At 73.6% G+C, this 22,309-nt stretch carries 22 protein-coding genes and 1 pseudogene; 13 read left to right on the top strand and 10 right to left on the bottom strand.

What is annotated here, in order from left to right:
- From tilS to folE, 4 genes are all read left to right on the top strand, one after another.
- Positions 1–948: tRNA lysidine(34) synthetase TilS (gene tilS, locus E1283_RS08195; RefSeq protein WP_132817240.1), on the top strand; the 948-nt coding region annotated here is incomplete at its 5' end.
- Between the two features lie 55 nt (positions 949–1,003).
- Positions 1,004–1,603 (top strand): hypoxanthine phosphoribosyltransferase, encoded by a 600-nt coding sequence (gene hpt, locus E1283_RS08190; protein WP_132817239.1) that lies wholly within the window; start codon positions 1,004–1,006, stop codon positions 1,601–1,603.
- A 161-nt stretch (positions 1,604–1,764) separates the two neighbouring features.
- Positions 1,765–3,759: an ATP-dependent zinc metalloprotease FtsH gene (gene ftsH, locus E1283_RS08185; protein ID WP_132817246.1), complete on the top strand. Its 1,995-nt coding sequence runs from the start codon at positions 1,765–1,767 to the stop codon at positions 3,757–3,759.
- Between the two features lie 120 nt (positions 3,760–3,879).
- Entirely contained in the window at positions 3,880–4,494 is a 615-nt protein-coding gene (folE, locus tag E1283_RS08180; RefSeq protein ID WP_132817238.1) for a GTP cyclohydrolase I FolE, read from the top strand.
- Between the two features lie 36 nt (positions 4,495–4,530).
- Here the strand turns inward: folE and E1283_RS08175 are convergent, their stop codons facing one another.
- The 4 genes and pseudogenes from E1283_RS08175 to E1283_RS08160 form a co-directional block, all read right to left on the bottom strand.
- Positions 4,531–5,445 carry a hypothetical protein gene (locus E1283_RS08175; protein WP_132817237.1) on the bottom strand — a complete coding sequence of 305 codons (915 nt, stop codon included), beginning with the start codon at positions 5,443–5,445 and terminating at the stop codon, positions 4,531–4,533.
- 121 nt (positions 5,446–5,566) lie between these two features.
- Complete coding sequence (locus tag E1283_RS08170; protein ID WP_425086144.1) at positions 5,567–6,565, bottom strand: ABC transporter substrate-binding protein; 999 nt, start codon at positions 6,563–6,565, stop codon at positions 5,567–5,569.
- Positions 6,566–6,726: 161 nt separating this feature from the next.
- A pseudogene (locus E1283_RS08165) lies at positions 6,727–7,500 on the bottom strand (ABC transporter permease); the annotation flags it as partial.
- A gap of 1 nt (position 7,501) precedes the next feature.
- Positions 7,502–8,263, bottom strand: coding sequence for an ABC transporter permease (locus E1283_RS08160; RefSeq protein ID WP_132817244.1), 762 nt, complete (start codon positions 8,261–8,263; stop codon positions 7,502–7,504).
- 50 nt (positions 8,264–8,313) lie between these two features.
- Between E1283_RS08160 and E1283_RS08155 the strand changes: the two genes are divergently transcribed.
- A complete protein-coding gene (locus E1283_RS08155) occupies positions 8,314–9,486 on the top strand; it encodes an ABC transporter ATP-binding protein (RefSeq protein WP_132817236.1) in 1,173 nt (390 codons plus the stop codon).
- Positions 9,487–9,546: 60 nt separating this feature from the next.
- Here the strand turns inward: E1283_RS08155 and E1283_RS08150 are convergent, their stop codons facing one another.
- The 3 genes from E1283_RS08150 to folB form a co-directional block, all read right to left on the bottom strand.
- A complete protein-coding gene (locus tag E1283_RS08150; RefSeq protein WP_132817235.1) occupies positions 9,547–10,053 on the bottom strand; it encodes a DUF3180 domain-containing protein in 507 nt (168 codons plus the stop codon).
- Between the two features lie 71 nt (positions 10,054–10,124).
- Positions 10,125–10,736 carry a 2-amino-4-hydroxy-6-hydroxymethyldihydropteridine diphosphokinase gene (folK, locus tag E1283_RS08145; protein WP_132817234.1) on the bottom strand — a complete coding sequence of 204 codons (612 nt, stop codon included), beginning with the start codon at positions 10,734–10,736 and terminating at the stop codon, positions 10,125–10,127.
- Complete coding sequence (folB, locus tag E1283_RS08140) at positions 10,733–11,092, bottom strand: dihydroneopterin aldolase (protein ID WP_132817233.1); 360 nt, start codon at positions 11,090–11,092, stop codon at positions 10,733–10,735. The genes folK and folB overlap by 4 nt, the downstream gene beginning before the upstream one ends.
- A 259-nt stretch (positions 11,093–11,351) precedes the next feature.
- Here folB and folP point away from each other — a divergent pair, with 259 nt between their 5' ends.
- Positions 11,352–12,221, top strand: coding sequence for a dihydropteroate synthase (gene folP, locus E1283_RS08135; protein ID WP_243744682.1), 870 nt, complete (start codon positions 11,352–11,354; stop codon positions 12,219–12,221).
- Positions 12,218–12,730 carry a nuclear transport factor 2 family protein gene (locus tag E1283_RS08130; protein ID WP_132817232.1) on the top strand — a complete coding sequence of 171 codons (513 nt, stop codon included), beginning with the start codon at positions 12,218–12,220 and terminating at the stop codon, positions 12,728–12,730. The genes folP and E1283_RS08130 overlap by 4 nt, the downstream gene beginning before the upstream one ends.
- 53 nt (positions 12,731–12,783) lie before the next feature.
- On the opposite strand, the gene E1283_RS08125 is transcribed toward E1283_RS08130, so the two are convergent.
- Together E1283_RS08125 and E1283_RS08120 are read right to left on the bottom strand one after the other, a co-directional pair.
- Positions 12,784–14,181: a PH domain-containing protein gene (locus E1283_RS08125; protein WP_132817231.1), complete on the bottom strand. Its 1,398-nt coding sequence runs from the start codon at positions 14,179–14,181 to the stop codon at positions 12,784–12,786.
- Positions 14,182–14,203: 22 nt separating this feature from the next.
- Positions 14,204–14,716 carry a PH domain-containing protein gene (locus tag E1283_RS08120; RefSeq protein WP_132817230.1) on the bottom strand — a complete coding sequence of 171 codons (513 nt, stop codon included), beginning with the start codon at positions 14,714–14,716 and terminating at the stop codon, positions 14,204–14,206.
- A gap of 47 nt (positions 14,717–14,763) precedes the next feature.
- Here E1283_RS08120 and E1283_RS08115 point away from each other — a divergent pair, with 47 nt between their 5' ends.
- Entirely contained in the window at positions 14,764–15,915 is a 1,152-nt protein-coding gene (locus tag E1283_RS08115; protein WP_132817241.1) for an NADH-quinone oxidoreductase subunit D, read from the top strand.
- Between the two features lie 18 nt (positions 15,916–15,933).
- Here E1283_RS08115 and E1283_RS08110 read toward each other — a convergent pair whose 3' ends face one another.
- Positions 15,934–16,935, bottom strand: a complete 1,002-nt coding sequence (locus E1283_RS08110; protein WP_243744680.1) for an SAM-dependent methyltransferase — start codon at positions 16,933–16,935, stop codon at positions 15,934–15,936.
- Between the two features lie 92 nt (positions 16,936–17,027).
- Here E1283_RS08110 and E1283_RS08105 point away from each other — a divergent pair, with 92 nt between their 5' ends.
- The 5 genes from E1283_RS08105 to E1283_RS08085 form a co-directional block, all read left to right on the top strand.
- Entirely contained in the window at positions 17,028–18,248 is a 1,221-nt protein-coding gene (locus tag E1283_RS08105; protein WP_132817229.1) for a sensor histidine kinase, read from the top strand.
- 28 nt (positions 18,249–18,276) lie between these two features.
- Entirely contained in the window at positions 18,277–18,954 is a 678-nt protein-coding gene (locus tag E1283_RS08100) for a response regulator (RefSeq protein WP_132817228.1), read from the top strand.
- Positions 18,955–19,063: 109 nt separating this feature from the next.
- Positions 19,064–20,056: a Rossmann-like and DUF2520 domain-containing protein gene (locus tag E1283_RS08095; RefSeq protein WP_132817227.1), complete on the top strand. Its 993-nt coding sequence runs from the start codon at positions 19,064–19,066 to the stop codon at positions 20,054–20,056.
- Positions 20,053–20,958, top strand: a complete 906-nt coding sequence (gene panC, locus E1283_RS08090; protein ID WP_132817226.1) for a pantoate--beta-alanine ligase — start codon at positions 20,053–20,055, stop codon at positions 20,956–20,958. Before E1283_RS08095 ends, panC begins: the two co-directional genes overlap by 4 nt.
- Positions 20,955–22,309 (top strand): L-aspartate oxidase (locus tag E1283_RS08085; protein WP_132817225.1); only part of this gene is annotated, 1,355 nt, incomplete at its 3' end. The genes panC and E1283_RS08085, both read left to right, overlap by 4 nt.

The following is a 22,309-nucleotide window of genomic DNA, read 5'->3' as shown; positions in this document are numbered from 1 at the left end:
CGCTTCCCCCAGCCCCTCGTGCTGGTGGCCTGCTCCGGCGGAGCCGACTCCATGGCCCTCGCCTCCGCCCTCGCCTTCGAGGCCCCGAAGGCCGGCGTCCGCGCCGGCGGCGTCACCGTCGACCACGGTCTCCAGCCCGGCTCCGACCTTCGCGCCACCGAGGTCGCCGAGCGCCTCTCCTCCCTCGGCCTCGACCCGGTGGACGTCGTCCCGGTGGACGTGGGCCGCACCGGCGGCCCCGAGGCCGCCGCCCGCAGCGCCCGCTACGCCGCCCTCGACACCACGGCCGAACGCCACCGCGCGGCCGCCGTGCTCCTCGGCCACACCCGCGACGACCAGGCGGAGACCGTGCTCCTCGGCCTCGCCCGAGGCTCCGGCACCCGCTCGCTCGCCGGCATGGCCGCCGTCTCGGGCAGCCTCTCGGGCGCCCCGGCCACGGCCCTCCGCTACCGTCGCCCCTTCCTCGGCATCGACCGGCAGACCACCCGCAAGGCCTGTCTCGTCCAGTCGCTCCCCGTCTGGGACGACCCGCACAACACCGATCCGTCGTACACCCGCTCCCGCGTCCGGCACGAGGCGCTGCCCGCGCTGGAGAAGGCCCTCGGCCGCGGCGTCGTCGAGGCCCTGGCCCGCACCGCGCAGCTCTCCAGGGACGACGCCGACGCGTTGGACGCCTGGGCGGAGGCCGCCCACCGGGCCGCCACCCGCCCCGACGGCGCGCTGGGCGTCGCGGAGCTGGGCGCCCTGCCGCCCGCCGTGCGGCGCCGGGTGCTGCGCCGGGCGGCCATCGCGGCGGGTTCCCCGGCGGGCTCGCTCTTCGCCCGGCACATCGAGGAGACGGACCGGCTGATCACGGCGTGGCGCGGCCAGCGCCCGCTGAATCTGCCGGGCCGCGTCGAGGCCAGCAGGCAGGGTGGCAGACTGGTGATCCAGCAGGCGAGTCAGTAGGCGCGTCGAGGGGCGAGTCGACACGGACCTGCGCAGCCAGCGGAGCCAGACCCGGATGAGCGGGAAGAACCGGAAGAGCCGGAAGAGAGCAGTGGCGCGGGTGCGAGAGACGGACCTGGGGGCCGACCTGGAGTCGGTGCTCATCACCAAGGAACAGATCGATGCCAAGCTCCAGGAGCTGGCCGCCAGGATCGACGCCGAGTACGCCGGGAAGGAGCTCCTCCTGGTAGGGGTCCTCAAGGGCGCCGTGATGGTCATGGCGGACCTGGCCAGGACCCTGTCGTCGCCGGTCACCATGGACTGGATGGCGGTGTCGTCCTACGGCGCCGGCACCCAGTCCTCCGGTGTGGTGCGGATCCTCAAGGACCTGGACACCGACATCAAGGGCCGGCACGTGCTGATCGTCGAGGACATCATCGACTCCGGCCTCACCCTCTCCTGGCTCCTGTCGAACCTCGGCTCGCGGGAGCCGGCCTCGATCCGCGTCTGCACGCTGTTGCGCAAGCCCGACGCGGCCAAGGTCGACATCGAGGTGGAGTGGGTCGGTTTCGACATCCCCAACGAGTTCGTGGTGGGATACGGCCTCGACTACGCGGAGAAGTACCGCAATCTGCCCTTCGTCGGAACGCTGGCCCCGCACGTCTACAGCTCCTAGTGGGGTAGCGCCGGGCGGGGCCGGAACGCAGGGGACGGCCGGGAACACCGGTTCATCCCCTACCGTTGGATGAAGACAAGGACACCGCGCGCACAGCAGATCCCGTCCGGGCGCTGTGCCTAGATGTGGCAGGAGGGACGGGGCCGCGCCGCCCCGTATGGATAGACGTGAAGCGCTATTTCCGTGGGCCAGTGATGTGGATCGTGCTGGCCGTCCTCGCCGTAATTCTGCTGATGCAGGTGTTCAGCTCTTCCGAGGGCTACAAGAAGGTGGACACCGGCGAGGTCGTACAGGCGATCAGCCAGAATCATGTGAAGTCCGCCGAGCTCACCACCGGCGACGAGCAGATGATCCGGATCGAGCTCGAGAACGGCCGGGAGATCGAGGGCAGCTCCCGCGTCCAGGCGAGCTACATCGACGGGCAGGGCGAGAATCTCGCCTCCATGCTCCAGTCGAAGTACCAGGACGGCCAGCTGACCGACGGGTACACCGTCTCCCCGAAGTCGCAGAACCCGTTCGTGGGCATGCTGCTGTCGATTCTGCCGTTCCTGTTGATCATCATCGTGTTCCTGTTCCTGATGAACCAGATGCAGGGCGGCGGCTCGCGGGTGATGAACTTCGGCAAGTCCAAGGCGAAGCTGATCACCAAGGACACGCCGAAGACCACCTTCGCCGACGTGGCCGGTTCCGACGAGGCCGTGGAGGAGCTCCAGGAGATCAAGGAGTTCCTGCAGGAGCCCGCGAAGTTCCAGGCCGTCGGCGCCAAGATCCCCAAGGGCGTGCTGCTCTACGGCCCGCCCGGCACCGGTAAGACTTTGCTGGCACGCGCCGTGGCCGGCGAGGCCGGGGTGCCGTTCTACTCCATCTCCGGTTCCGACTTCGTCGAGATGTTCGTCGGTGTCGGTGCCTCCCGGGTGCGTGACCTGTTCGAGCAGGCCAAGGCCAACGCGCCGGCCATCGTCTTCGTGGACGAGATCGACGCCGTCGGTCGGCACCGCGGCGCCGGCATGGGCGGCGGGCACGACGAGCGCGAGCAGACGCTGAACCAGCTGCTGGTCGAGATGGACGGCTTCGACGTCAAGGGCGGTGTGATCCTGATCGCCGCCACCAACCGGCCGGACATCCTGGACCCGGCGCTGCTGCGTCCCGGCCGTTTCGACCGGCAGATCGCGGTCGACCGCCCGGACATGCAGGGCCGGCTGGAGATCCTCAAGGTCCACCAGAAGGGCAAGCCCGTCGCCCCGGACGTCGACCTGTCGGCCGTCGCCCGGCGCACCCCCGGCTTCACCGGCGCCGACCTGAACAACGTGCTCAACGAGGCGGCGCTGCTCGCCGCCCGGGGGAACGCGAAGCTGATCGACAACTCGTTCCTGGACGAGGCCATCGACCGGGTGGTCGCCGGCCCGCAGAAGCGCACCCGGATCATGAGCCAGAAGGAGAAGATGATCACCGCGTACCACGAGGGCGGGCACGCCCTGGTCGCGGCGGCCTCTCCCAACAGCGACCCGGTGCACAAGGTGACGATCCTCTCCCGCGGCCGCGCCCTGGGCTACACCATGGTGCTGCCGGAGGAGGACAAGTACTCCACCACGCGGAACGAGATGCTGGACCGGCTGGCCTACATGATGGGCGGCCGGGCGGCCGAGGAGCTCGTCTTCCACGACCCGACCACCGGCGCCGGGGACGACATCGAGAAGGCCACGGCCACCGCGCGGGCGATGGTCACCCAGTTCGGCATGACCGAGCGGCTCGGCGCCATCAAGTTCGGCACCGACAGTTCCGAGCCCTTCCTGGGCAAGGACATGGGCCACCAGCGCGACTACTCGGAGGAGGTCGCCGGCGTGGTCGACGGGGAGGTCAAGACCCTCATCGAGACCGCGCACAACGAGGCGTGGGAGATCCTGGTGGAGAACCGGGACGTGCTCGACAACCTGGTGCTGGCGCTGCTCGAGCGGGAGACCCTCAACAAGGAGGACCTCGCGGAGATCTTCGCCGGCGTCGTGAAGCGTCCGGCCCGCCCGGCGTGGACGGGGTCCACCCGCCGCACGCCGTCCACCCGGCCGCCGGTCACCTTCCCGGTGAAGGAGATCAACCTGGCCAACGGGAGCCTGGAGAAGGCCGTGCCCCCGCTGGAGGAGCAGCGCACCGAGGACTGATCCGGGGTCCTTCCCCGGCTGGTCCCGGAATGTCCGTCCGCGCCCCTCACGTTCTATGGTGAGGGGCGCGGACGTGTGTGGAGCCATGGTGCGCGTCGTGATCAAGGAACGAGGAACGCTATGACCGACCCGGTGACACTGCCGGACCAGCCCGGGCCCGGGCCGATCGGTGAGTTCGACGAGAAGCGCGCCGAGAGTGCCATCCGCGAGCTGTTGATCGCGGTCGGCGAGGACCCGGACCGCGAGGGACTGCGGGACACCCCGGCGCGCGTGGCGCGGGCCTACCGGGAGATATTCGCAGGTCTCTGGCAGCGCCCCGAAGACGTGTTGACGACCACGTTCGACCTCGGGCACGACGAGATGGTGCTCGTCAAGGACATCGAGGTGCTGTCGTCCTGCGAGCACCACCTGGTGCCCTTCGTGGGGTACGCGCACATCGGCTACATCCCGGCCGCCAGCGGGAAGATCACCGGCCTGTCCAAGCTGGCGCGGCTGGTGGACGTGTTCGCCCGTCGGCCGCAGGTGCAGGAGCGGCTCACCACCCAGATCGCCGACTCGCTGATGCGGATCCTGGAGCCGCGCGGGGTGATCGTGGTGGTGGAGTGCGAGCACATGTGCATGACGATGCGCGGGGTGCGGAAGCCGGGGGCCAAGACGACGACCTCCGCGGTGCGTGGCCAACTGCGGGACGCGGCGACCCGCGCCGAGGCGATGAGCCTGATCCTGGCCCGCTGACGAGCCCCGGCCGAAGCGGGCTCGCCCGCTTCGGCGTCAGTGGCTCTCGCGGGCCTCGTCCAGCGCGCCGGCCGGCTCGCGCTCGCGGGCGTCCTCCTCGGGCTCGTCAAGGACCGGCTTGCGCCGCGCCTTGGCCGGCGCCGGCGAGGCGGTGGAGCCGAAGAAGTCGAACCGGGAGCCGCCGCCCTGGCGTGGGCCCGCCTCGGACCTGGACGACCGGGCCGGTGCCGGGACCGGCGCTTCGCTTTCGCGTGGCTCCTCGCGGCGCGGTGCCGGGGCGGGGAGCGCCGGAGCGGCGTCCTGCCGGGCGTCCTGCTCGGTGCCCTGTTCGATGCGCTGTTCGGTGGCCTGTTCGGCCTCCGGCTCCGCCTCCGGTGAGGCGGCCCGCTGGCGGGCGGCGCTGCGGGAGAGCCGGCCGAGCGCCTCGTACGCCTGGAGGTAGGTGAGCCGGGTCGGGGCGCCGGCGGCCGTGCGGTGGTCGGTGGGCTCGGAGGTGAGCTCCCTGGCCGGCTCCGAGGCCTCCAGGGCCAGCCGCCTGCGACCTTCGAGTGCCCTGGCCCGCTCGCTCTCCGCGGTGGCGTAGCGGCGGAGCAGGTCGGCGTGTTCCGAGCGCAGCCGGCCGAGGTCGGCCCGCTTGCCGCGGATCTTGTCCTCCAGCTGGCTCACCAGATCCTGGGCCTCTTCGAGCTCGGCCTGCCGCTCGTCGACCTGCCAGCTCATCCCCGCCTTCGCCGCCCGCTCCCGGGCGACCATCCGCCCCGCCTCCAGGTCCCAGCGGCGCAGCAGCGCGGACGCCGTCACCGCGGCGAACGCGGCGACGGTCGCCAGCAGGCTCGCCGCCGAGCCGCCGAGCACCCAGGCGAGCGCCGCGCACAGCAGCGCGGAGCCGCCGAGGGCGGAGGGGATCAACACCCGGTGCAGTGCCGCGTTACGGTGACGTCCACGTGCCATGGTCGAAACTTACCGTGACGCGGACGGCCCGTGGGAGTGCACCCGGCGGGTTGTGGCCGGCCGGTTACCTGGCGGATTTTCCGGCCGGCGCACTGATCCCTCAACCACCTGCGGCGATGGGTCAGTTGGTGATCAGACCCCGATCGGCGAGATAGTCGCCCGCGACGTCCTCGGCCGTGCGGCGCTCGGCGTCGACCTGCCGGTTGAGCTCGATCAGGTCGTCGGTGGTGAGGGTTTCGGTGAGGCGGCCGAGGGCCGCGGCGATCTCCTCGTCGCCCGCGTTCTCGGAGTTGAGGACCGGCAGCAGGTTGTCGGCGAGCTGGAGGCTCAGGTCGTCCTCGAGCAGCACCAGGCCGAACTGGTCGAGCGTGGCGTCGGTGGTGGTGGTCAGCACCATGTCGTCCTGGCCGTCCGCCACGGCCTGCTTGGCCTGCACGGTGCCGACGCCGCGCGGGTCGATCTCGGTGATGTCGATGCCGTAGGTCTCCTCAAGGCCCGGTTCGCAGAAGGGGCGTTCGGCGCACTCGTCGCCGGCCGCGAGCCGGATCGGCAGCCCGGACTCGCCGAGGTCGGAGAGGGTCGTCAGGTCGTGCTCGGCGGCGAACTCCTCGCTGACGGCGAACGCGTTCTGGTCCGCGGCCTCGCCGGCGTCCAGCACGGTGAGGCCGCGCGGCTCGGCGAGTTCGCGCAGCGCCGCGACGGTCTCGTCGACGTCGGAGCTGGCGACCGGCTCGGCGTCCGGGCCGTTGGTCTGGGCGTTGAGGAACTCGGTCAACGTGGCGGCGTACTCGGGCACGATGTCGATGCCGCCGCTCTCCAGCTCCGGCTGGTAGATCTCGCGGCTGTCCACGGTGGTGACGGTGGTGGAGTAGCCGGCGTCCTCGAGGATCTGCGCGTAGAGCTCGGCCATGATGGTGGCCTCGGTGAAGTTGGCGCCGCCGATCGTCAACGAGCCGCCGGCGTCGCCCTGTTCGGTGCCGCCGCCCCCGCTGTCGCCGTCGCCCTCCGACTCCAGACTGTCGCCGCCGCCGCAGGCGGCCAGGGACAGGGCGAGGGCGAGGCCGGCGATGCCGGCCATCGCCGGCCGACTGGCACGGGCGCGCGTGCGGGTGGCTTTCATCAGGGTCTCCCTTGGTCGGGTCATTCGACGACTTCGGTGGAGGGGCGGACGGTGGGGGACTGGCCCCGACCGACCCGCACGCCGCCACCGGTCGGGGGTGCGTGGGTTTCCGGCGGCTCGGCCGAGGGCCCGGGGCCCCCGGGCGTGCGGGCCGAGGGCCCGCCGCCGGGCCGGCCGCCGCCATCGCCGGCCGGGTCGGCGCCGTCACCCGGTCGGCCGCCGTCGGCGGCCCCGGCGGCGCCCAGCTCGGGAGCGCGGTGGTTTCGCCGCCGCGCCGGGTCGATGGCGCGTTGCAGCAGCGTGAGCGCCCCCTCGACGGCCAGCGCCAGCAGGGCGACGAGGACGGCGCCCGCGACCACCTGCGCGGTGCGGTAGTTCGCGAAGCCGGCGGTGATGATCCGGCCGAGCCCCCCGCCGCCCGGCAGCGCGGCGAGCGTGGCGGTGGCCACGATCTGCACGGCCGCCGTCCGGACGCCCGTCATGATCAGCGGGAACGCCAACGGCAGTTCGACGCGCGTCAACAGCTGCCAGCGCGACATGCCGAGGCCGCGCGCCGCGCCGACCACGTCCCGGTCGGCCTCCGAGACGCCCACGTAGGCGTTGGTGAGCAATGGCGGCACGGCGAAGAGCACCAGCGCGACGAGGACCGGCAGGTCGCCGTGGCGGCCGAGCGGGCCGAGGGTGAGCAGCACCAGCACGGCGAAGGTGGGCACCGCGCGCCCGACGTTGGAGATGTTGATGGCCAGCGCGCCGCCGATCCGGCGCCCGCCGCCGTGACCGAGCCAGCAGGCGAGCGGCAGCGCCACGGCGCAGGAGACGACCAGCGAGATCCCGGTGAGCGAGAGGTGCTCGGCGAGCCGGTGCCAGACGCCCGCGTCGCCCGACCAGTTCGCGCCGGTGGTGAGCCAGGCCCACGCGTCGGCGAAGACGCCCACGTCAGATCGCCCCCTTGGCGTCGAGCGCTGTTTCCTGTCGGGCGGACCGCCGGCGGCCTCGCCGTGCCGCGCGGTTGGCGCCCCGGCCGCCGGTGGCCGCCGCCCTGGTCCAGGGCGTGAGCAGCCGTTGCAGCGCGAGCAGCAGCAGGTCGGCCAGCACGGCGAGCAGCACGCACAGCACGGAGGCGGTGAGCACCTGTGCCTTGAAGTAGCTCCGCATGCCGGTGTGGATGAGGTTGCCGAGCCCGCCGTGGCCGACGATGGCGCCGACCGTGGTCAGCGAGACGGCGGAGACCGTGGCGATCCGCACCCCGGCCATCAGCGCGGGCACCGCGAGCGGCAGTTCGACGCCGAACAGCAGCCGCCAGCGGCCGTAGCCCATTCCCCGGGCCGCGTCCCTGGCCTCGGTCGGTACCGAGTCGAGCCCGGTGAGGATGTTCCGGACCAGCACGGTGAGCGAGTAGAGCACCAGGCCGCAGACCACCACCGAGGCGGAGAGCCCGAACACCGGCAGCAGCAGCGCGTACATGGCGAGTGACGGGATCGTGTAGAGCACCGTGGTCAGGCCGAGGATCGAGCCGGCGGCCGGCCGCCAACGGCGGGCGAGCAGGGCCAGCGGGAAGGCCACCAGGATCGCGATGCCCACCGACGTGGTGGCGATCACGATGTGTTCGAGGGTGGCGTCGGTGAGCTCCTGGCCGCGACTGCGGACGTATTCTCCGCAGATCCACTCATTCGCCGCCAGGCAGTTCTCGGCCCTCACCGCACTCATGTTCAAGCACCCTAGCCGGGAAACCTGACAGACTTATGAACATGTTGCAGTTCGACCACGTTTCCAAGCGCTATCCGGACGGCACGCTCGCCGTGGACGACCTCCATCTCGAGGTCGAAGAGGGCGAGCTGGTCACGCTCGTCGGTCCCTCGGGCTGCGGCAAGACCACCACGATGCGGCTGGTCAACCGGCTGGAGGAGCCGACCTCCGGCCGGATACTGCTCGGCGGTGAGGACATCGCCAGCCAGGACGCGGTGCGACTGCGCCGCCGGATCGGCTACGTCATCCAGCAGGTCGGCCTCTTCCCGCACCGCACGGTCCTGGACAACGCCGCCGCCGTGCCGCTGCTGCTCGGCCGGCGGAAGGCCGAGGCCCGCCGCCGAGCCGCCGAGCTGCTCGAACTCGTCGGCCTCGACCCCGCCGTCTACGGGGGCCGTTACCCCGACCAGCTCTCCGGCGGGCAGCGGCAGCGGGTCGGCGTGGCCAGGGCGCTGGCGGCCGATCCCCCCGTGCTGCTGATGGACGAGCCGTTCGGCGCCGTCGACCCGGTGGTGCGCGAGCGGCTGCAGAACGAGTTCCTGCGGCTCCAGGCCGAGATGCGCAAGACCGTGTTGTTCGTCACGCACGACGTGGAGGAGGCGGTCCGGCTCGGCGACCGGATGGCGGTCTTCGGGCAGGGCCGCGTCGAGCAGTTCGACTCGCCGGCCGCCGTGCTCGGCAACCCGGCCAACGACCACGTGGCGGCGTTCGTCGGCAGCGACCGCGGGCTCAAGCGGCTCTCGGTGACACCCGTCGAGAAGGGCGACCTGGAGCGGCCGCCGGTCGTGCACCTCTCCGACCCGATGGACCGGGCGGCCGCCCTGATGCGTGCCGACGGGGTGCGGTGGGCCGTGGTGCTCGACGAGCGGGAGGCGCTGCACGGCTGGGTGCCGATACCGGACGCCGGTGGTTCCGACGTGGTCGGCCCGGTCGCCGGCTACGCGCGTCGGATGGACGCCACGCTGCCGCTCGGCGCCTCGCTCAAGCAGGCGTTCAGCACCATGCTCCAGTACGACGCCGGCTGGATCGCGGTGCTCGACCCGCGCGACGACGACCGCTTCCTCGGCGTGCTCACTCCCAGCGGGCTGCACGAGGCGCTGCGCCGCTCCATCGACGCCGACGCGCGCGCCGTTGCCCGCTCGGCCGTCGACCTCGACGCGGTCAGCGGCGCCTGAGGCGGACGACGCGGAGGAGGCGGAGGACACGGAAGGGCGGGAGCCGCCCGCCGGGGGCCGCTAGGCGCGGTGGCCTATCGGCCCCCGGCCGCCGTGGCCCTCGTCGTCGTCGCCGTCCCGCAGCCGGCAGACGCGCTCCAGGTAGAGCGCGGCCGCCACGACGGCGAGCCCGGCCACCACCGCGAGGCCGGCGTAGAGCGCCTGTTCGCGCCGGTTGGACACGTCCATCCGGTACATCAGGAGGAACAGCCCGAACCCCCCGTAGCCGCCCGCCACCAGCGCCGACACCAGCGCGCTCGCCTGGCCGAAGACCACGGCGCGCGCCGCCATCATCCGGTCCACCGGCTTCGCGCCCGGGCGGCGTTCGCGCTGGGCGCGCAGCCGGGACCGCAGCGACAGTGCGGTGGCCAGCAGCACGACCGCGATCAGCGCGAGGATGACCGGTGCCAGCAGCGGCACCGCGGGCAGTGTGTTGTCGAGGGAGTCCCACAGCCCGGCCGCTGCCCAACACAGCGCCGCGGCGCCGATGAACAGGCCGGCCAGGGTGCGGATCCGCAGTTGGTTCATGACGGTGAACTTCGGTCCCAATCAGTCCGGGAGGCTGGGCTCGTGGCGAGCGTCGAAGGGAGCCGACCGGCTCAGTCGGGCAGCACCAGGGTGAGGTCCGGGCGGGCGAGGACGCCCTGTTCCGGGAGCGCGGTCAGCAGCCCGGCCACCGGGCCGTGGCCGGGAACCTCCGCGCCCGGATCGACATCGTGCCACGGCACGAGCACGAACGCCCGCTCGTGGGCCCGGGGATGGGGCAGGGTGAGCGTCGGGTCGTCGGAGACCACGCCCTGGTAGGAGACGATGTCGACGTCGATGGTGCGCGGCGCCCAACGGGTCTCCCGTACCCGCTCGAACGCCTCCTCGATGGCGTGTGCCCGCTCCAGCAGGGAGGACGGCGGCAGCGTCGTCTTCACGATCACCACCGCGTTGAAGTAGGTGGGCTGGCTGCCCGGATCCACGCCCCACGGCTGGGTCTCGTACACCGGCGAGACGGCCTTCACCCGCAGCCCGGGGGTGTCCTCGAGCGCGTCGATCGCGCCCTGGAGGGTCTCCAGGCGGTTGCCGAGGTTGCTGCCGAGGGAGATGACGGCGCGTTGCGGGTTGTGCAGGGTCGCGTCCGCGGCGTCGACCTGTTGGACGACGGAGGCGGGCACGGGCTGGACGGTCGGGTCGGGGGAAGAAGCGGCGTTGCTGGGGGTCATGCTCGGCTCCGCTTGATGGTGATGGTCACGTCGTCAAAGGGAACGGCGATGGGCGCCTGCGGCTTGTGCACGGTGACCTCGGTCCACTGGACCGGCTGATGCCCGAGGCACCGGTCGGCGATCCGCTGGGCCAGCGTCTCGACCAGGTCGCAGGGTTCACCTGTGACGACCGCGGTGATCTGTTCGGCCAGCACGCCGTAGTGCACCGTCTTCGCCAGGTCGTCGTCGGCCGCCGCCGCGCGCGTGTCGACGCCGAGTCGGACGTCGACCACGAAGGTCTGTCCCTCGGCGCGCTCGTGCGGGAGAACCCCGTGGTAGCCCTTGGCGCTCAGCCCGTGCAGGGCGATCACGTCCACGGCGTCACTCCCTCTCGTCGTTCGCTGTCTTCGCTCGTTCGCTGCTTGAACGCTGGTCCGGGTCTCGTCATGCCCGGCGGTGGTCGCAGGTGCCAAGGGCATGAAACCCCTCCGAGGCGTTCGAATCTACCCGCGCGGGGCGATCGGCTTCCCCTACCCCGGGACACACCGCCCGATGGTGCCTTACGCCCTGGCACGGCGCGGCACCAGGTCGCTTCTCGGCCCGCGTCGGCGGCCGGTGAGCCCCTACCCTTGACGCATGAACATCTCGTACGGCCACGTGACCGGGCTGCCCAGCTGGGATCGCTGCGCGGTCATGGGGGTGGTCAACGTCACACCGGACTCGTTCTCGGACGGGGGGCGTTGGTTCGACGCCGAGTCCGCGGTGAAACGCGGCCTCGACCTGGTGGCCGAGGGCGCCGACCTCGTCGACGTGGGGGGCGAGTCGACCCGACCGGGCGCGACCCGGGTGGACGAGCCCGAGGAGCTGCGCCGGGTCATCCCCGTGGTGCGGGAGTTGGCGCGCGAGGGCGTGGTCGTCAGCGTCGACACGATGCGGGCCGGGGTCGCCGAGCGGGCCGTCGCGGCCGGCGCGCGGCTCGTCAACGACGTCAGCGGCGGGCGGGCCGACCCCCGCATGGTGTCGGTGGTCGCGGCGGCGAGGGTGCCGTTCGTGGTGATGCACTGGCGCGGGCAGAGCGTCGACATGAACGACCGCGCGGTCTACGGGGACGTGGTGGCCGAGGTGCTCGCGGAGTTGCGGGAGAGCGTGGCGCGCGCCGTCGAGGGCGGGATCACGTCCGACCGGCTGATCGTCGACCCGGGGCTCGGCTTCGCCAAGAACGCCGAGCACGACCTGGCGCTGGTCGCCGCCACCCGGCGGCTGCGCGCCGAGCTGGGGCTGCCGCTGCTGGTGGCGGCGTCCCGCAAGCGCTTCCTCGGCCGGGTGCTCACCGGTCCGGGCGGCGGCCCGCCGCCGGCCAGGGAGCGGGACGCGGCCACGGCCGCCGTCACCGCGCTCGCCGCGCGGGACGGCGCCTGGGCGGTGCGGGTGCACGAGGTGCGGGCCAGCGCGGACGCGGTGCGGGTGGCCTCGGCCGTCGCGGCGGCGGGGGAGGGGGCGGCGTGAGCGGCGCCAGCACGGACGTGGAGGCCGTGACGGCGGCCAACACCGCGCTCTACGACGCGTTGGAGCGCGGCGACCTGGACGCGATGGGCGAGCGCTGGCTGGACACGGACATCAGCGTGGTGCACCCCGGGTGGCCGGTCATCAGCGGGCGCGGCGAGGTGATGCGCTCCTACGCGCTGATCATGGCCAACACCGAGTACATCCAGTTCTTCCTGACCGACGTCGAGGTCGCGGTGCACGGCGACACGGCCATGGTGACCTGCACGGAGAACATCCTGAGCGGTGGTCCGGCGGAGGCCGACGGCTCGGCGGGGCCGCTGGTCGGCGGCATGGTGGTGGCCACCAACGTCTTCCGCCGCACCGAGACCGGCGACTGGAAGGTGTGGGCGCACCACGGCTCGCCGGTGCTGCTCGACCAGGAGGACGACGACGAGGACGACGTGGCGGAGGGCGGCGTCGCCGAGGACGAGGACGAGGACGGCGACGGCGGCGGCACGACGATCGGCTGACCCGGTCGACGTGCGGTCGACTGCGGTCGACGCACGGTCGGCCCGTCGGCCGATCAGCCCGTCAGCCAGCGCTCGGGCGCGGCGGCCCGCCGGCCGACTCGGGAACGCTCGGCCTGCGCCGCCACCTCGGCCGCCACGTACCCCGCGTCCTGCAACCGGGCGCTCGCCGTGCCGTCCGCGCCGTGGTCCACGTGGATGTGCGCCAGGCCGAGCCGCTGGGCCCAGGGGCCCTGCGTCATCCGGACGCTCTGCACCTTGGCGTGCGGCACCAGCTCGTGGACCCGCCGCAACCGGCCGTGCCGGGCCACGAAGACGGACTCCGTCACCCCGTGCCCGTAGCCGACCCGGCCCACCGGGAAGGCCCAACGGGCGCGGCCGGGCGCCGGGTTGATGGCGGCCAGGGCCGCCGGGATGTCGACGTCCGGCAGGATCCGGCCGACCAGGGCGGCCGCCAGCTGGCGGGTGGCGACCGGCACCAGCAGCCCGCCCTCGTTCCCCGCGCCGGCCACGTCGAGTTCGACCCGCACCCAGCCGCGCCGCCGCCACAGCAGCGGCTCGACCAGCCGCACCGCCTGCACCCGGCCGGGCGGCACGGTGGCGTGGTCGCGCTGGAGCAGGCCGTGGTCGAGCCGCAGCCCGTCCGGCGACTCGCTGACGGTCCAGCCGTACTGGGTGAGGAACGCCCCCAGGCTCGACTGCCAGGCGCCGGCCAGCAGCGGCAGCCCGGCGAGCACGGCGGCCACGATGCTGTCGCTGCCCCACCAGACGAGCGAGGTCACGCCGAGCGCGACCGCCAACAGGCCCCAACCGGTGCCGAGCAGCGCCAACGACCTGATCAGGGTGGGGGTGTCCACCTGGTACAGCTCGTGGGCCGGCGCCTCGCCCGCCGTCGTCGCGGCCTCCGGGGCGATGCCGGCGGCGCGGGCGAGCAACTCGGCGCGGAGCCGCACGGCCTCGGCCTCCGACAGGTACGCCAGCTCGTCTGAGGCGCTCGAACCGACCACGTCCATCTTCAGCTTGGCCACCCCGAGCAGCCTGGCCAGCATGGGCCGCGACACGTCGATGGCCTGGATGCGGTCGAGGCGCAGGTGGGCGGAGCGGCGGAACAGCAGCCCGGTGCGGATCCGTAGCTCGGTGTCGGTGACCAGGTAGCGGGTGACGCGCCAGGACAGATAGCCGTAGCCGGCGGCGCACAGCACCAGCGCGAGCAGCAGCAGGGCCAGCCGGAGGAGGCCGAGCGAGCTCGTCCAGTCGTCGAGGTTCTGCACGTTCTGCGCGGCGACGGCGCCGAGCCCGGCCAGCGGCGCCCAGGTCCGGCGCCACGGCGTCACCGGGTGCAGCCGGCGCCCCTGACCGGCGGGTATCTCGCCGGTTCCGCCGCTACCGCCGCTACCGCCGGTCCCGCTGTCGTCGTTCTCGCCGCGGGTCCGCCGCTCGGTCACCGCGCTCACGGTTCCACCCGCCCCGTCCGGCTCACAGCCCGGCCGAGCGGGCCTCGCCCAGCTCGGTCAGACGGTCGCGCAGGCGCTCGGCCTCGGTCGGCGGCAGCCCCGGGATGGTGGCGTCGGTGGCGGCGGCCGCGGTGTGCAGCTGGAGGGTGGCGAGGCCGAACCTGCGCTCCAGCGGGCCCGAGGTCACCTCGACCAGCTGCATCCGGCCGTAGGGCACCACGGTCAGCTGCCGCCACAGCACGCCGCGCCTGATCAGCAGGTCGTCGTCCCGCTCCCGGTAACCCCAGGAACGCCAGTTCCGCGCGAGGGCGCCCCAGCCCCAGAGGGCGGCACCGGCCGGGACCAGCGCGAACAGCGTCCAGGGGCCGCCGGCGAGCAGCGCCAGCAGGACGCCGAGTGCCACGGTGGGCGGCGCGAGCCAGCCGACCAGCAGCAGCCGCCGCATCCGCAGCAGCGCGCCCGCCACCGGCCGCCAGCTGTCGCCGGCCGCCGAGACCGCCCCCGCCGGGGCCGGATTCTCAGCCCTCGTGTCCATACCAATGCATCTTAGGGGGGCGGCGCGCGACACGGAGGAGTGAAAGACTGACGCGCATGACGGAGACGGTGATCGGAGTGGGCGGCGCCGCGGAGAGCACCGACATGGTGCTGAACATCGGCCCCCAGCACCCCTCCACACACGGGGTCCTGCGGCTGCGGCTGGTGCTCGACGGGGAGCGGATCTCCAGCGCCGAGCCGGTCGTGGGCTACATGCACCGGGGCGCGGAGAAGCTCTTCGAGGCGCGCGACTACCGGCAGATCATCGTGCTGGCCAACCGGCACGACTGGCTGTCCGCCTTCTCCAACGAGCTGGGCGTCGTGCTGGCCGTCGAGCGGATGCTGGGCATGGAGGTGCCGGAGCGCGCCGTCTGGCTGCGCACCCTGCTCGCCGAGCTCAACCGGGTGCTCAACCACCTGATGTTCCTCGGCTCCTATCCGCTGGAGCTGGGCGGCATCACGCCGATCTTCTACGCGTTCACCGAGCGCGAGAGCCTCCAGCACGTGATGGAGGAGGTCTCCGGCGGCCGGATGCACTACATGTTCAACCGGGTGGGCGGGCTCAAGGACGAGCTGCCCGCCGGCTGGACGGGCCGGGCCAGGGAGGCGGTGGCCGACGTGCGCTCCGGGATGACCAGGCTCGACGAACTGGTACTCGGCAACGAGGTGTTCCGGGCCCGCACCAGGGGCGTCGGGGTGCTGCGGCCCGAGACGGCGCACGCGTTCGGGATCTCGGGGCCGATCGCCAGGGCCAGCGGCGTGGACTTCGACCTGCGCCGGGACGATTCGTACCTGGCCTACGGCGAGTTGGGCGACGTGCTGCGGGTGGTGACCAGGGACGCGGGGGACTGCCTGGCCAGGTTCGAGGTGCTGCTCGACCAGGCGAAGAACGCGCTCGACCTCGCGGACGCCTGCCTCGACCGGCTCGCCGAGCTGCCGCCGGGACCGGTCAACCAGCGCCTGCCCAAGGTGCTCAAGGCACCGGAGGGCGCCACCTACGCCTGGACGGAGAACCCGCTCGGCATCAACGGCTACTACCTGGTGTCCAAGGGCGAGAAGACCCCGTACCGGCTGAAGCTGCGGTCCGCCTCGTTCAACAACATCCAGGCGCTGCGCGAACTGCTGCCCGGCACGCTCGTCGCGGACATGGTGGCGATCCTCGGCTCCTTCTTCTTCGTGGTCGGCGACATCGACAAGTGACGGCGCTCCCGGGGGCCGTCAGGTCAGCGGGTTCCGGATCCCGACCGGCTCGACCAGCCAGCTGAAGCCGCCCAGACCCGCCGGATCGGTCAGCTCGGCCGCCTCGCCGGCCCTGGCCAGCCGCCGCAGATAGCCGGCCGGATCGCGGGAGGCCGCCTCCAGCGGGGGGCGCGCGCCGTCCACGCCCAGCGCGCGCAGCGCGGCGCGCTGGGTCAGCAGCGTCGCGTCCGGGCCGGCGCAGGCGTCGAGCGCCACGTGGGCGGTCAGGTCGCAGCCGCCGTCCGGCACCGGCCGCACCTCGCGGCCGTCCCGGTAGCCGGTCAGAGTGCCGAGCGGCGGGCGCCGGTCGCGGGTGTGCGCGTAGTCCACGGCCACCGCGAGCCCCCGCGCCAGGCTGGACCTGGCGCCGGCCCAGGCGACGTCGCGCGGCAGCCCGATTTCGGCGCGCGTGCCGGGCGGCGCGCCGTCCAGCGGCCACCAGCGGCGCAGCCAGTCGGCGTCCGCGCCCCGCACCGGCGGACCGGGCCGCTCCGCGCCGTCCGGCGTGACCAGCACGTGGCGCGCCACCCCCGAGTCGTCCACCTCCGCCACGTCGAGCGGCACGTTGTCCAGCCACTCGTTGGCGAACAGCAACCCCGTCGCGCCCGCCGGCGGCGCGGCCCGCCAGGCCACCCGCGGGTCGAGGCCGGCCGGGCGGGGGGCGCGCTCCACCGCGTACACCCGCAGCCGGGCCGCCGGCTCGGCCGGCAGCGCGGCCAGCACCCCGGCCGCCAACTCGCCCCGGCCGGCGCCGACGTCCACCAGCGCGAGCGCCGGCGGCCCGCCGAGCGCCGCGTCCACCCGCAGCAGCAGCTCCGCCACCGCGCCGGCGAAGAGCGACGAGGCGTGCACGGCGGTCCTGAAGTGCGCCGCCGGCGCCTGGCTGACGAAGAAGCCGCCGGGTCCGTACAGCGCGCGCTCGGTCGCCACGCGCCAGCCCTCCGGCCGGTCGTCGGGGATGCCCTCAGGGATCCCACTCACACGCATCATCCACCTTGAGGAGTAGTTGACGGCTTCATGTATCGGCCGACGGGCTGACTCCCGAGCCGCACACATTGCCTACGCTGGGTTACGTGAACCGGCTCTACGACTTCATCCGCCGCCACCCCACCTGGGTGGACGGCTGCTGGTCGTTGCTGCCCCTGTTCATGTCGCTCGTCGTCGTCACGGCCCCCGGCACCAGCGTCTACGCCGGCGACGAGTGGGCCGCGCTGATCGTCATGTTCGGCTCGTACGCCGTGATGACGCTGCGCCGGGTCGTGCCCGAGCGGATGCTGGTGCTCGCGGTGGCCATCGGCCTCTTCCAACTGGTCGTCGACGTCCGGCCGCTGCCGTCCGACTTCGCGTTCCTCGCCATCGCGTTCACCGTCGCGTCCCTCCCCCGGCGTTGGCCCTCCAGGGTCGCACTCGCCATGTCGCTCCTCGCGCCCACCGTCTCCGTGCTGCGCTGGCCCGAGGACTCGGAGGAGAGCGGCCTCGCCAACACCATCGCCGGCACCGTCTTCCTCACCATCGCCTTCCTTCTCGCCTGGGTCCTGGGAGACTCGCTGCGCACCCGCCGCGCGTACTACGCGGAGCTCGAGGAGCGGGCCAACCGCCTGGAGCAGGAGCGCGAGACCCAGGCCAGGATGGCGGTCGCCGCCGAGCGCGCCCGAATAGCCCGCGAGCTCCACGACGTCGTCGCGCACAACGTGTCGGTCATGGTGGTGCAGGCGGACGGCGCCGCCTACGTCCTCGACACGGCCCCGGAGCAGACGCGCAACGCACTGCACACCATCTCGGGCACCGGCCGGCAGGCCCTCACCGAGATGCGTCGGCTCCTCGGCGTGCTGCGCGGCGAGGACGGCCAGGTCACCGGCCAGGACTACGTCCCCCAGCCCGGCGTCGAGCAGTTGGCCGACCTCGTCGACCAGGTCAGGGACACCGGGCTGCCCGTCGACTTCCGGATAGAGGGCACCCCCCGCCCGCTGCCGAGCGGCGTCGAGCTCACCGCGTACCGCATCGTCCAGGAGGCCCTGACCAACACCCGCAAGCACGGCGGCCCGGACGTCGGCGCCATCGTCCGGCTCTCCTACGATCTCGACGTGCTCACCGTCCTCGCCGAGGACGACGGCCGGGGGGCCCAGCGCGAGCTGTACGAGGAGCGCGGCGCGGACGGTCGGGGCCAGGGGCTGATCGGCATGCGGGAGCGGGTAGGCATGGTCGGGGGCGTGCTGGTGGCCGGCCCGCGGCCCGGCGGCGGCTTCCGCATCAGCGCCACGCTGCCGCTGACCGGCAGCGACGCCGGCCGATGAACGAGGGAAGAACGAGGGGGAGAATCCGATGACGATCCGCGTGATGCTGGTGGACGACCAGGTCCTGTTGCGCACCGGCTTCAAGATGGTGCTCGCCGCCCAGCCGGACATGGAGGTGGTGGCCGAGGCGGGCGACGGCCTGGAGGCGATCGAGGCACTCCGGAACACCACGGTCGACATCGTGCTGATGGACGTCCGGATGCCCAGGCTCGACGGCGTGGAGGCCACCCGCCGGATCTGCCAGGAGGGCGCCGGCGGCCCCGGCGACCCCAAGGTGCTCATTCTCACCACCTTCGACCTCGACGAGTACGCGTTCTCCGGCCTCAAGGCGGGCGCGGCCGGGTTCATGCTCAAGGACGTGCCACCCGACGAACTGCTCGCCGCCATCCGCTCCGTGCACAGCGGCGACGCGGTCGTCGCCCCCTCCACCACCCGCCGGCTGCTCGACCGCTTCGTCTCCCTGCTGCCCACGGCGGGCACGGCGCCCCACCCCGGGATCGCCCTGCTGACCGACCGGGAGCGCGAGGTGCTGACCCTGATCGCCCAGGGCCTCTCCAACGGCGAGATCGCCCGCCGGCTCTTCGTCTCCGAGGCCACCGTCAAGACCCATGTCGGCCGCATCCTGGGCAAGTTGGGGCTGCGCGACCGGGTGCAGGCCGTCGTCCTCGCCTACGAGACGGGCCTGGTGCGCGCCGGTGGGCACTGACGACGGATCCTCCGACGCATACAGCGGCGGCCGCGCGCCGTAGCATGGCCTCGTCGTCCGGTACCCACACAGGACCGGAACGCCTGAGTCGAAAGAGGCACCGCCCGTCGTGAACGCCGCCCCCAACGCCCCCCGGAGCACCGAGGCGCGGGACAGACCCGCGCGGCTCCGCGTCGGCGTCGTGGGCTCGGGCCGGGTCGGCCCGGTGCTCGCCGCCGCGCTCACCCTGGCCGGCCACCGGCCGGTGGCCGCCTCCGGCGTCTCCGACGCCTCCCGGCGCCGGGCCGAGGAACTGCTGCCCGGCGTGCCGCTCGTCGCCCCCGACGAGGTGCTGGCCCGCGCTGACCTGGTGCTGCTCACCGTCCCCGACGACGCGCTGCCCGGTCTGGTCGCCGGCCTCGTCGAGACGGGCGCCGTCCGCCCCGGGCAGCTGATCGCGCACTGTTCGGGACGCTACGGCACGGCCGTCCTCGACCCCGCGCTCCGCGCCGGCGCGCTGCCGCTCGCCCTGCACCCCGTGATGACCTTCACCGGTACCCCGGTCGACGTCCAGCGGCTCGCCGGCTGCTCGTTCGGCGTCACCGCGCCCGCCGAGCTGCGGCTCGCCGCCGAGGCGCTGGTCATCGAGATGGGCGGCGAGCCCGAGTGGATCGAGGAGAAGGACCGCCCGCTCTACCACGCGGCCCTGGCGCTCGGCGCCAACCACCTCGTCACGCTCGTCGCGCAGTCCCTCGAACTGCTCCGGCTCGCCGGCGTCTCGGCGCCCGACCGGATGCTCGGCCCGCTGCTCGGCGCCGCCCTGGACAACGCCCTGCGCTCCGGGGACGCCGCCCTCACAGGTCCGGTCGCCCGCGGCGACGCCGGCACCGTGGCCGCCCACCTCGCCGAGCTGCGCGCCCACGCCCCGCACGCCCTGGCCGGCTATCTCGCGATGGCCCGCACCACCGCGGACCGCGCCCTCGACCACGGGCTGCTCAAGCCGGAGCTCGCGGAGGCGCTGCTCGGCGTCCTGGCGGACGGCGCCGACGGCGGACACAGCGGCGGACACAGCGGCGGCCCGGGCGCGGACGGCGCCGGGCCCGTCGAGGGAGGAGAGCGATGACCGAGAGGGCCGGCACGACGGAGACCGCCGGGGCGACCGGGCGGACGGCGATACCCGTCGCACGCGACGCCGCGGAGCTGCACCGGTACGGCGCGCCGGACACGAGCCGCGCCGTGGTCATGACCATGGGCGCGCTCCACGAGGGCCACGCCGCCAACATCCGCGCGGCCCGCGCGCTGCTGCCGCCGGGCGGGCAGCTGGTCGTCACCGTCTACGTCAACCCGTTGCAGTTCGGCCCCGACGAGGACTACGAGCGCTACCCGCGCACCCTCGAAGCCGACGTGGCGCTGGCCGCCGAGGCCGGCGCCGACCTCGTCTTCGCGCCGAGCGACGCCGTGATGTACCCGGCCGGGCCGCCCGCGGTGCGGGTCTCGGCCGGCGAGCTCGGCGAGCGTCTCGAGGGCGCCTCCCGGCCCGGCCACTTCGACGGCGTGCTGACCGTCGTCGCCAAGCTGCTCCACCTCACCCGCCCCGACCACGCGTTCTTCGGCGAGAAGGACGCCCAGCAGCTCGCGCTGATCCGCGGCATGGTGCGCGACCTCGACTTCCCGGTCGAGATCGTCGCCACCCCCACCGTCCGCGACCCCGACGGCCTGGCCCGCTCCAGCCGCAACCGCTACCTGTCCCCGTCCGAGCGGGCCTCGGCGCTCGCCCTCGGCCGCGCCCTGCGCGCCGGCGCGGCCGCCGCCGGCCGCGGCCCGGCCGCCGTCCGCGCCGCCGCCCACGAGGTGCTGGCCGCCGAGCCGGGCGTCGCGCCCGACTACCTGGTGCTCGCCGGCCCGCTCGACTTCCGTGAGGTGCCCGACGACCACACCGGCGAGGCCGTGCTGGCCCTCGCCGCCCGGGTCGGCGCCACCCGGCTGATCGACAACGTCAGGATCACCGTGGGGGCCGTCAGATGACCGGGTCCGACACCCTCCAGGTCGCCCCCGGCGCCGGCTGGGCCATCGAGGCCGAGGTGGTCGTCGTCGGCTCCGGCGTCGCCGGCCTCACCGTCGCGCTGCGCTGCGCCGCCGCCGGCCGCCGCACCGTCATCGTCACCAAGGCCAGGCTCGACGACGGCTCCACCCGCTGGGCCCAGGGCGGCATCGCCGCCGCGCTCGGCGAGGGCGACACCCCGGAGCAGCACCTCGCCGACACCCTGGTCGCCGGCGCCGGCCTCTGCGCCGAGGAGCCCGTCCGCGCGCTGGTCACCGAGGGCCCCGACGCGGTGCGCCGGCTGATCGCCCTCGGCGCCCACTTCGACACCGACGACGCCGGCGCCCTCGCCCTCACCCGCGAGGGCGGCCATCACCGCCGCCGCATCGCCCACGCCGGCGGTGACGCCACCGGCGCCGAGATATCCCGCGCCCTGGTCGCCGCGGTGCGCGCCGCCGGCATCAGGACCGTGGAGAACGCCCTCGCCCTCGACCTCCTCAAGGACGCCGCCGGCCGCGCCGCCGGCGTCACCCTGCACGTGATGGGCGAGGGCCGGCACGACGGCGTCGGCGCCGTCCACGCGCCCGCCGTGGTGCTGGCCACCGGCGGCATGGGCCAGATCTTCGCGGCCACCACCAACCCGCCCGTCTCCACCGGCGACGGCGTCGCCATCGCGCTGCGCGCCGGCGCCGAGGTCTCCGACATCGAGTTCGTGCAGTTCCACCCCACCGTGCTCTACCTGGGCCCGGGCGCCGAGGGCCAGCAGCCGCTGATCTCCGAGGCGGTGCGCGGCGAGGGTGCCCACCTGGTGGACGCGGCCGGCGAGCGGTTCATGGTCGGCCAGCACGAGCTGGCCGAGCTCGCGCCGCGCGACGTCGTCGCCAAGGCCATCACCCGCCGGATGCTGGAACTCGGCACCGACCACATGTACCTGGACGCCCGCCACTTCGGCGCCACCATGTGGGCGCGGCGGTTCCCCACCATCCTGGCCGCCTGCCGGGCCCACGGCATCGACCCGGTGACCGAGCCGATCCCCGTCGCGCCCACCGCCCACCACGCCGCGGGCGGCGTCCGCACCGACCTGGCCGGGCGCACCACCGTGCCGGGGCTGTACGCCTGCGGCGAGACCGCCTGCACCGGCGTGCACGGCGCCAACCGGCTCGCCTCCAACTCGCTCCTCGAAGGCCTGGTCTTCGCCGAGCGCATCGCCGCCGCCATCGCCGCCAGCCGGGGGTCGAGCAGCGGGCCGAGGAGGTCGACCAGCAGGTTGGCCAGCACGAACACCAGCGCCCCGAAGCTCACGATCCCCAACACCATCGGGATGTCCTGGGAGTT

The organism is Streptomyces hainanensis (assembly GCF_004348415.1).
GTDB classification, from domain to species: Bacteria; Actinomycetota; Actinomycetes; order Streptomycetales; family Streptomycetaceae; genus Streptomyces; species Streptomyces hainanensis.
This window is presented reverse-complemented; position numbering and strand designations above follow the sequence as displayed.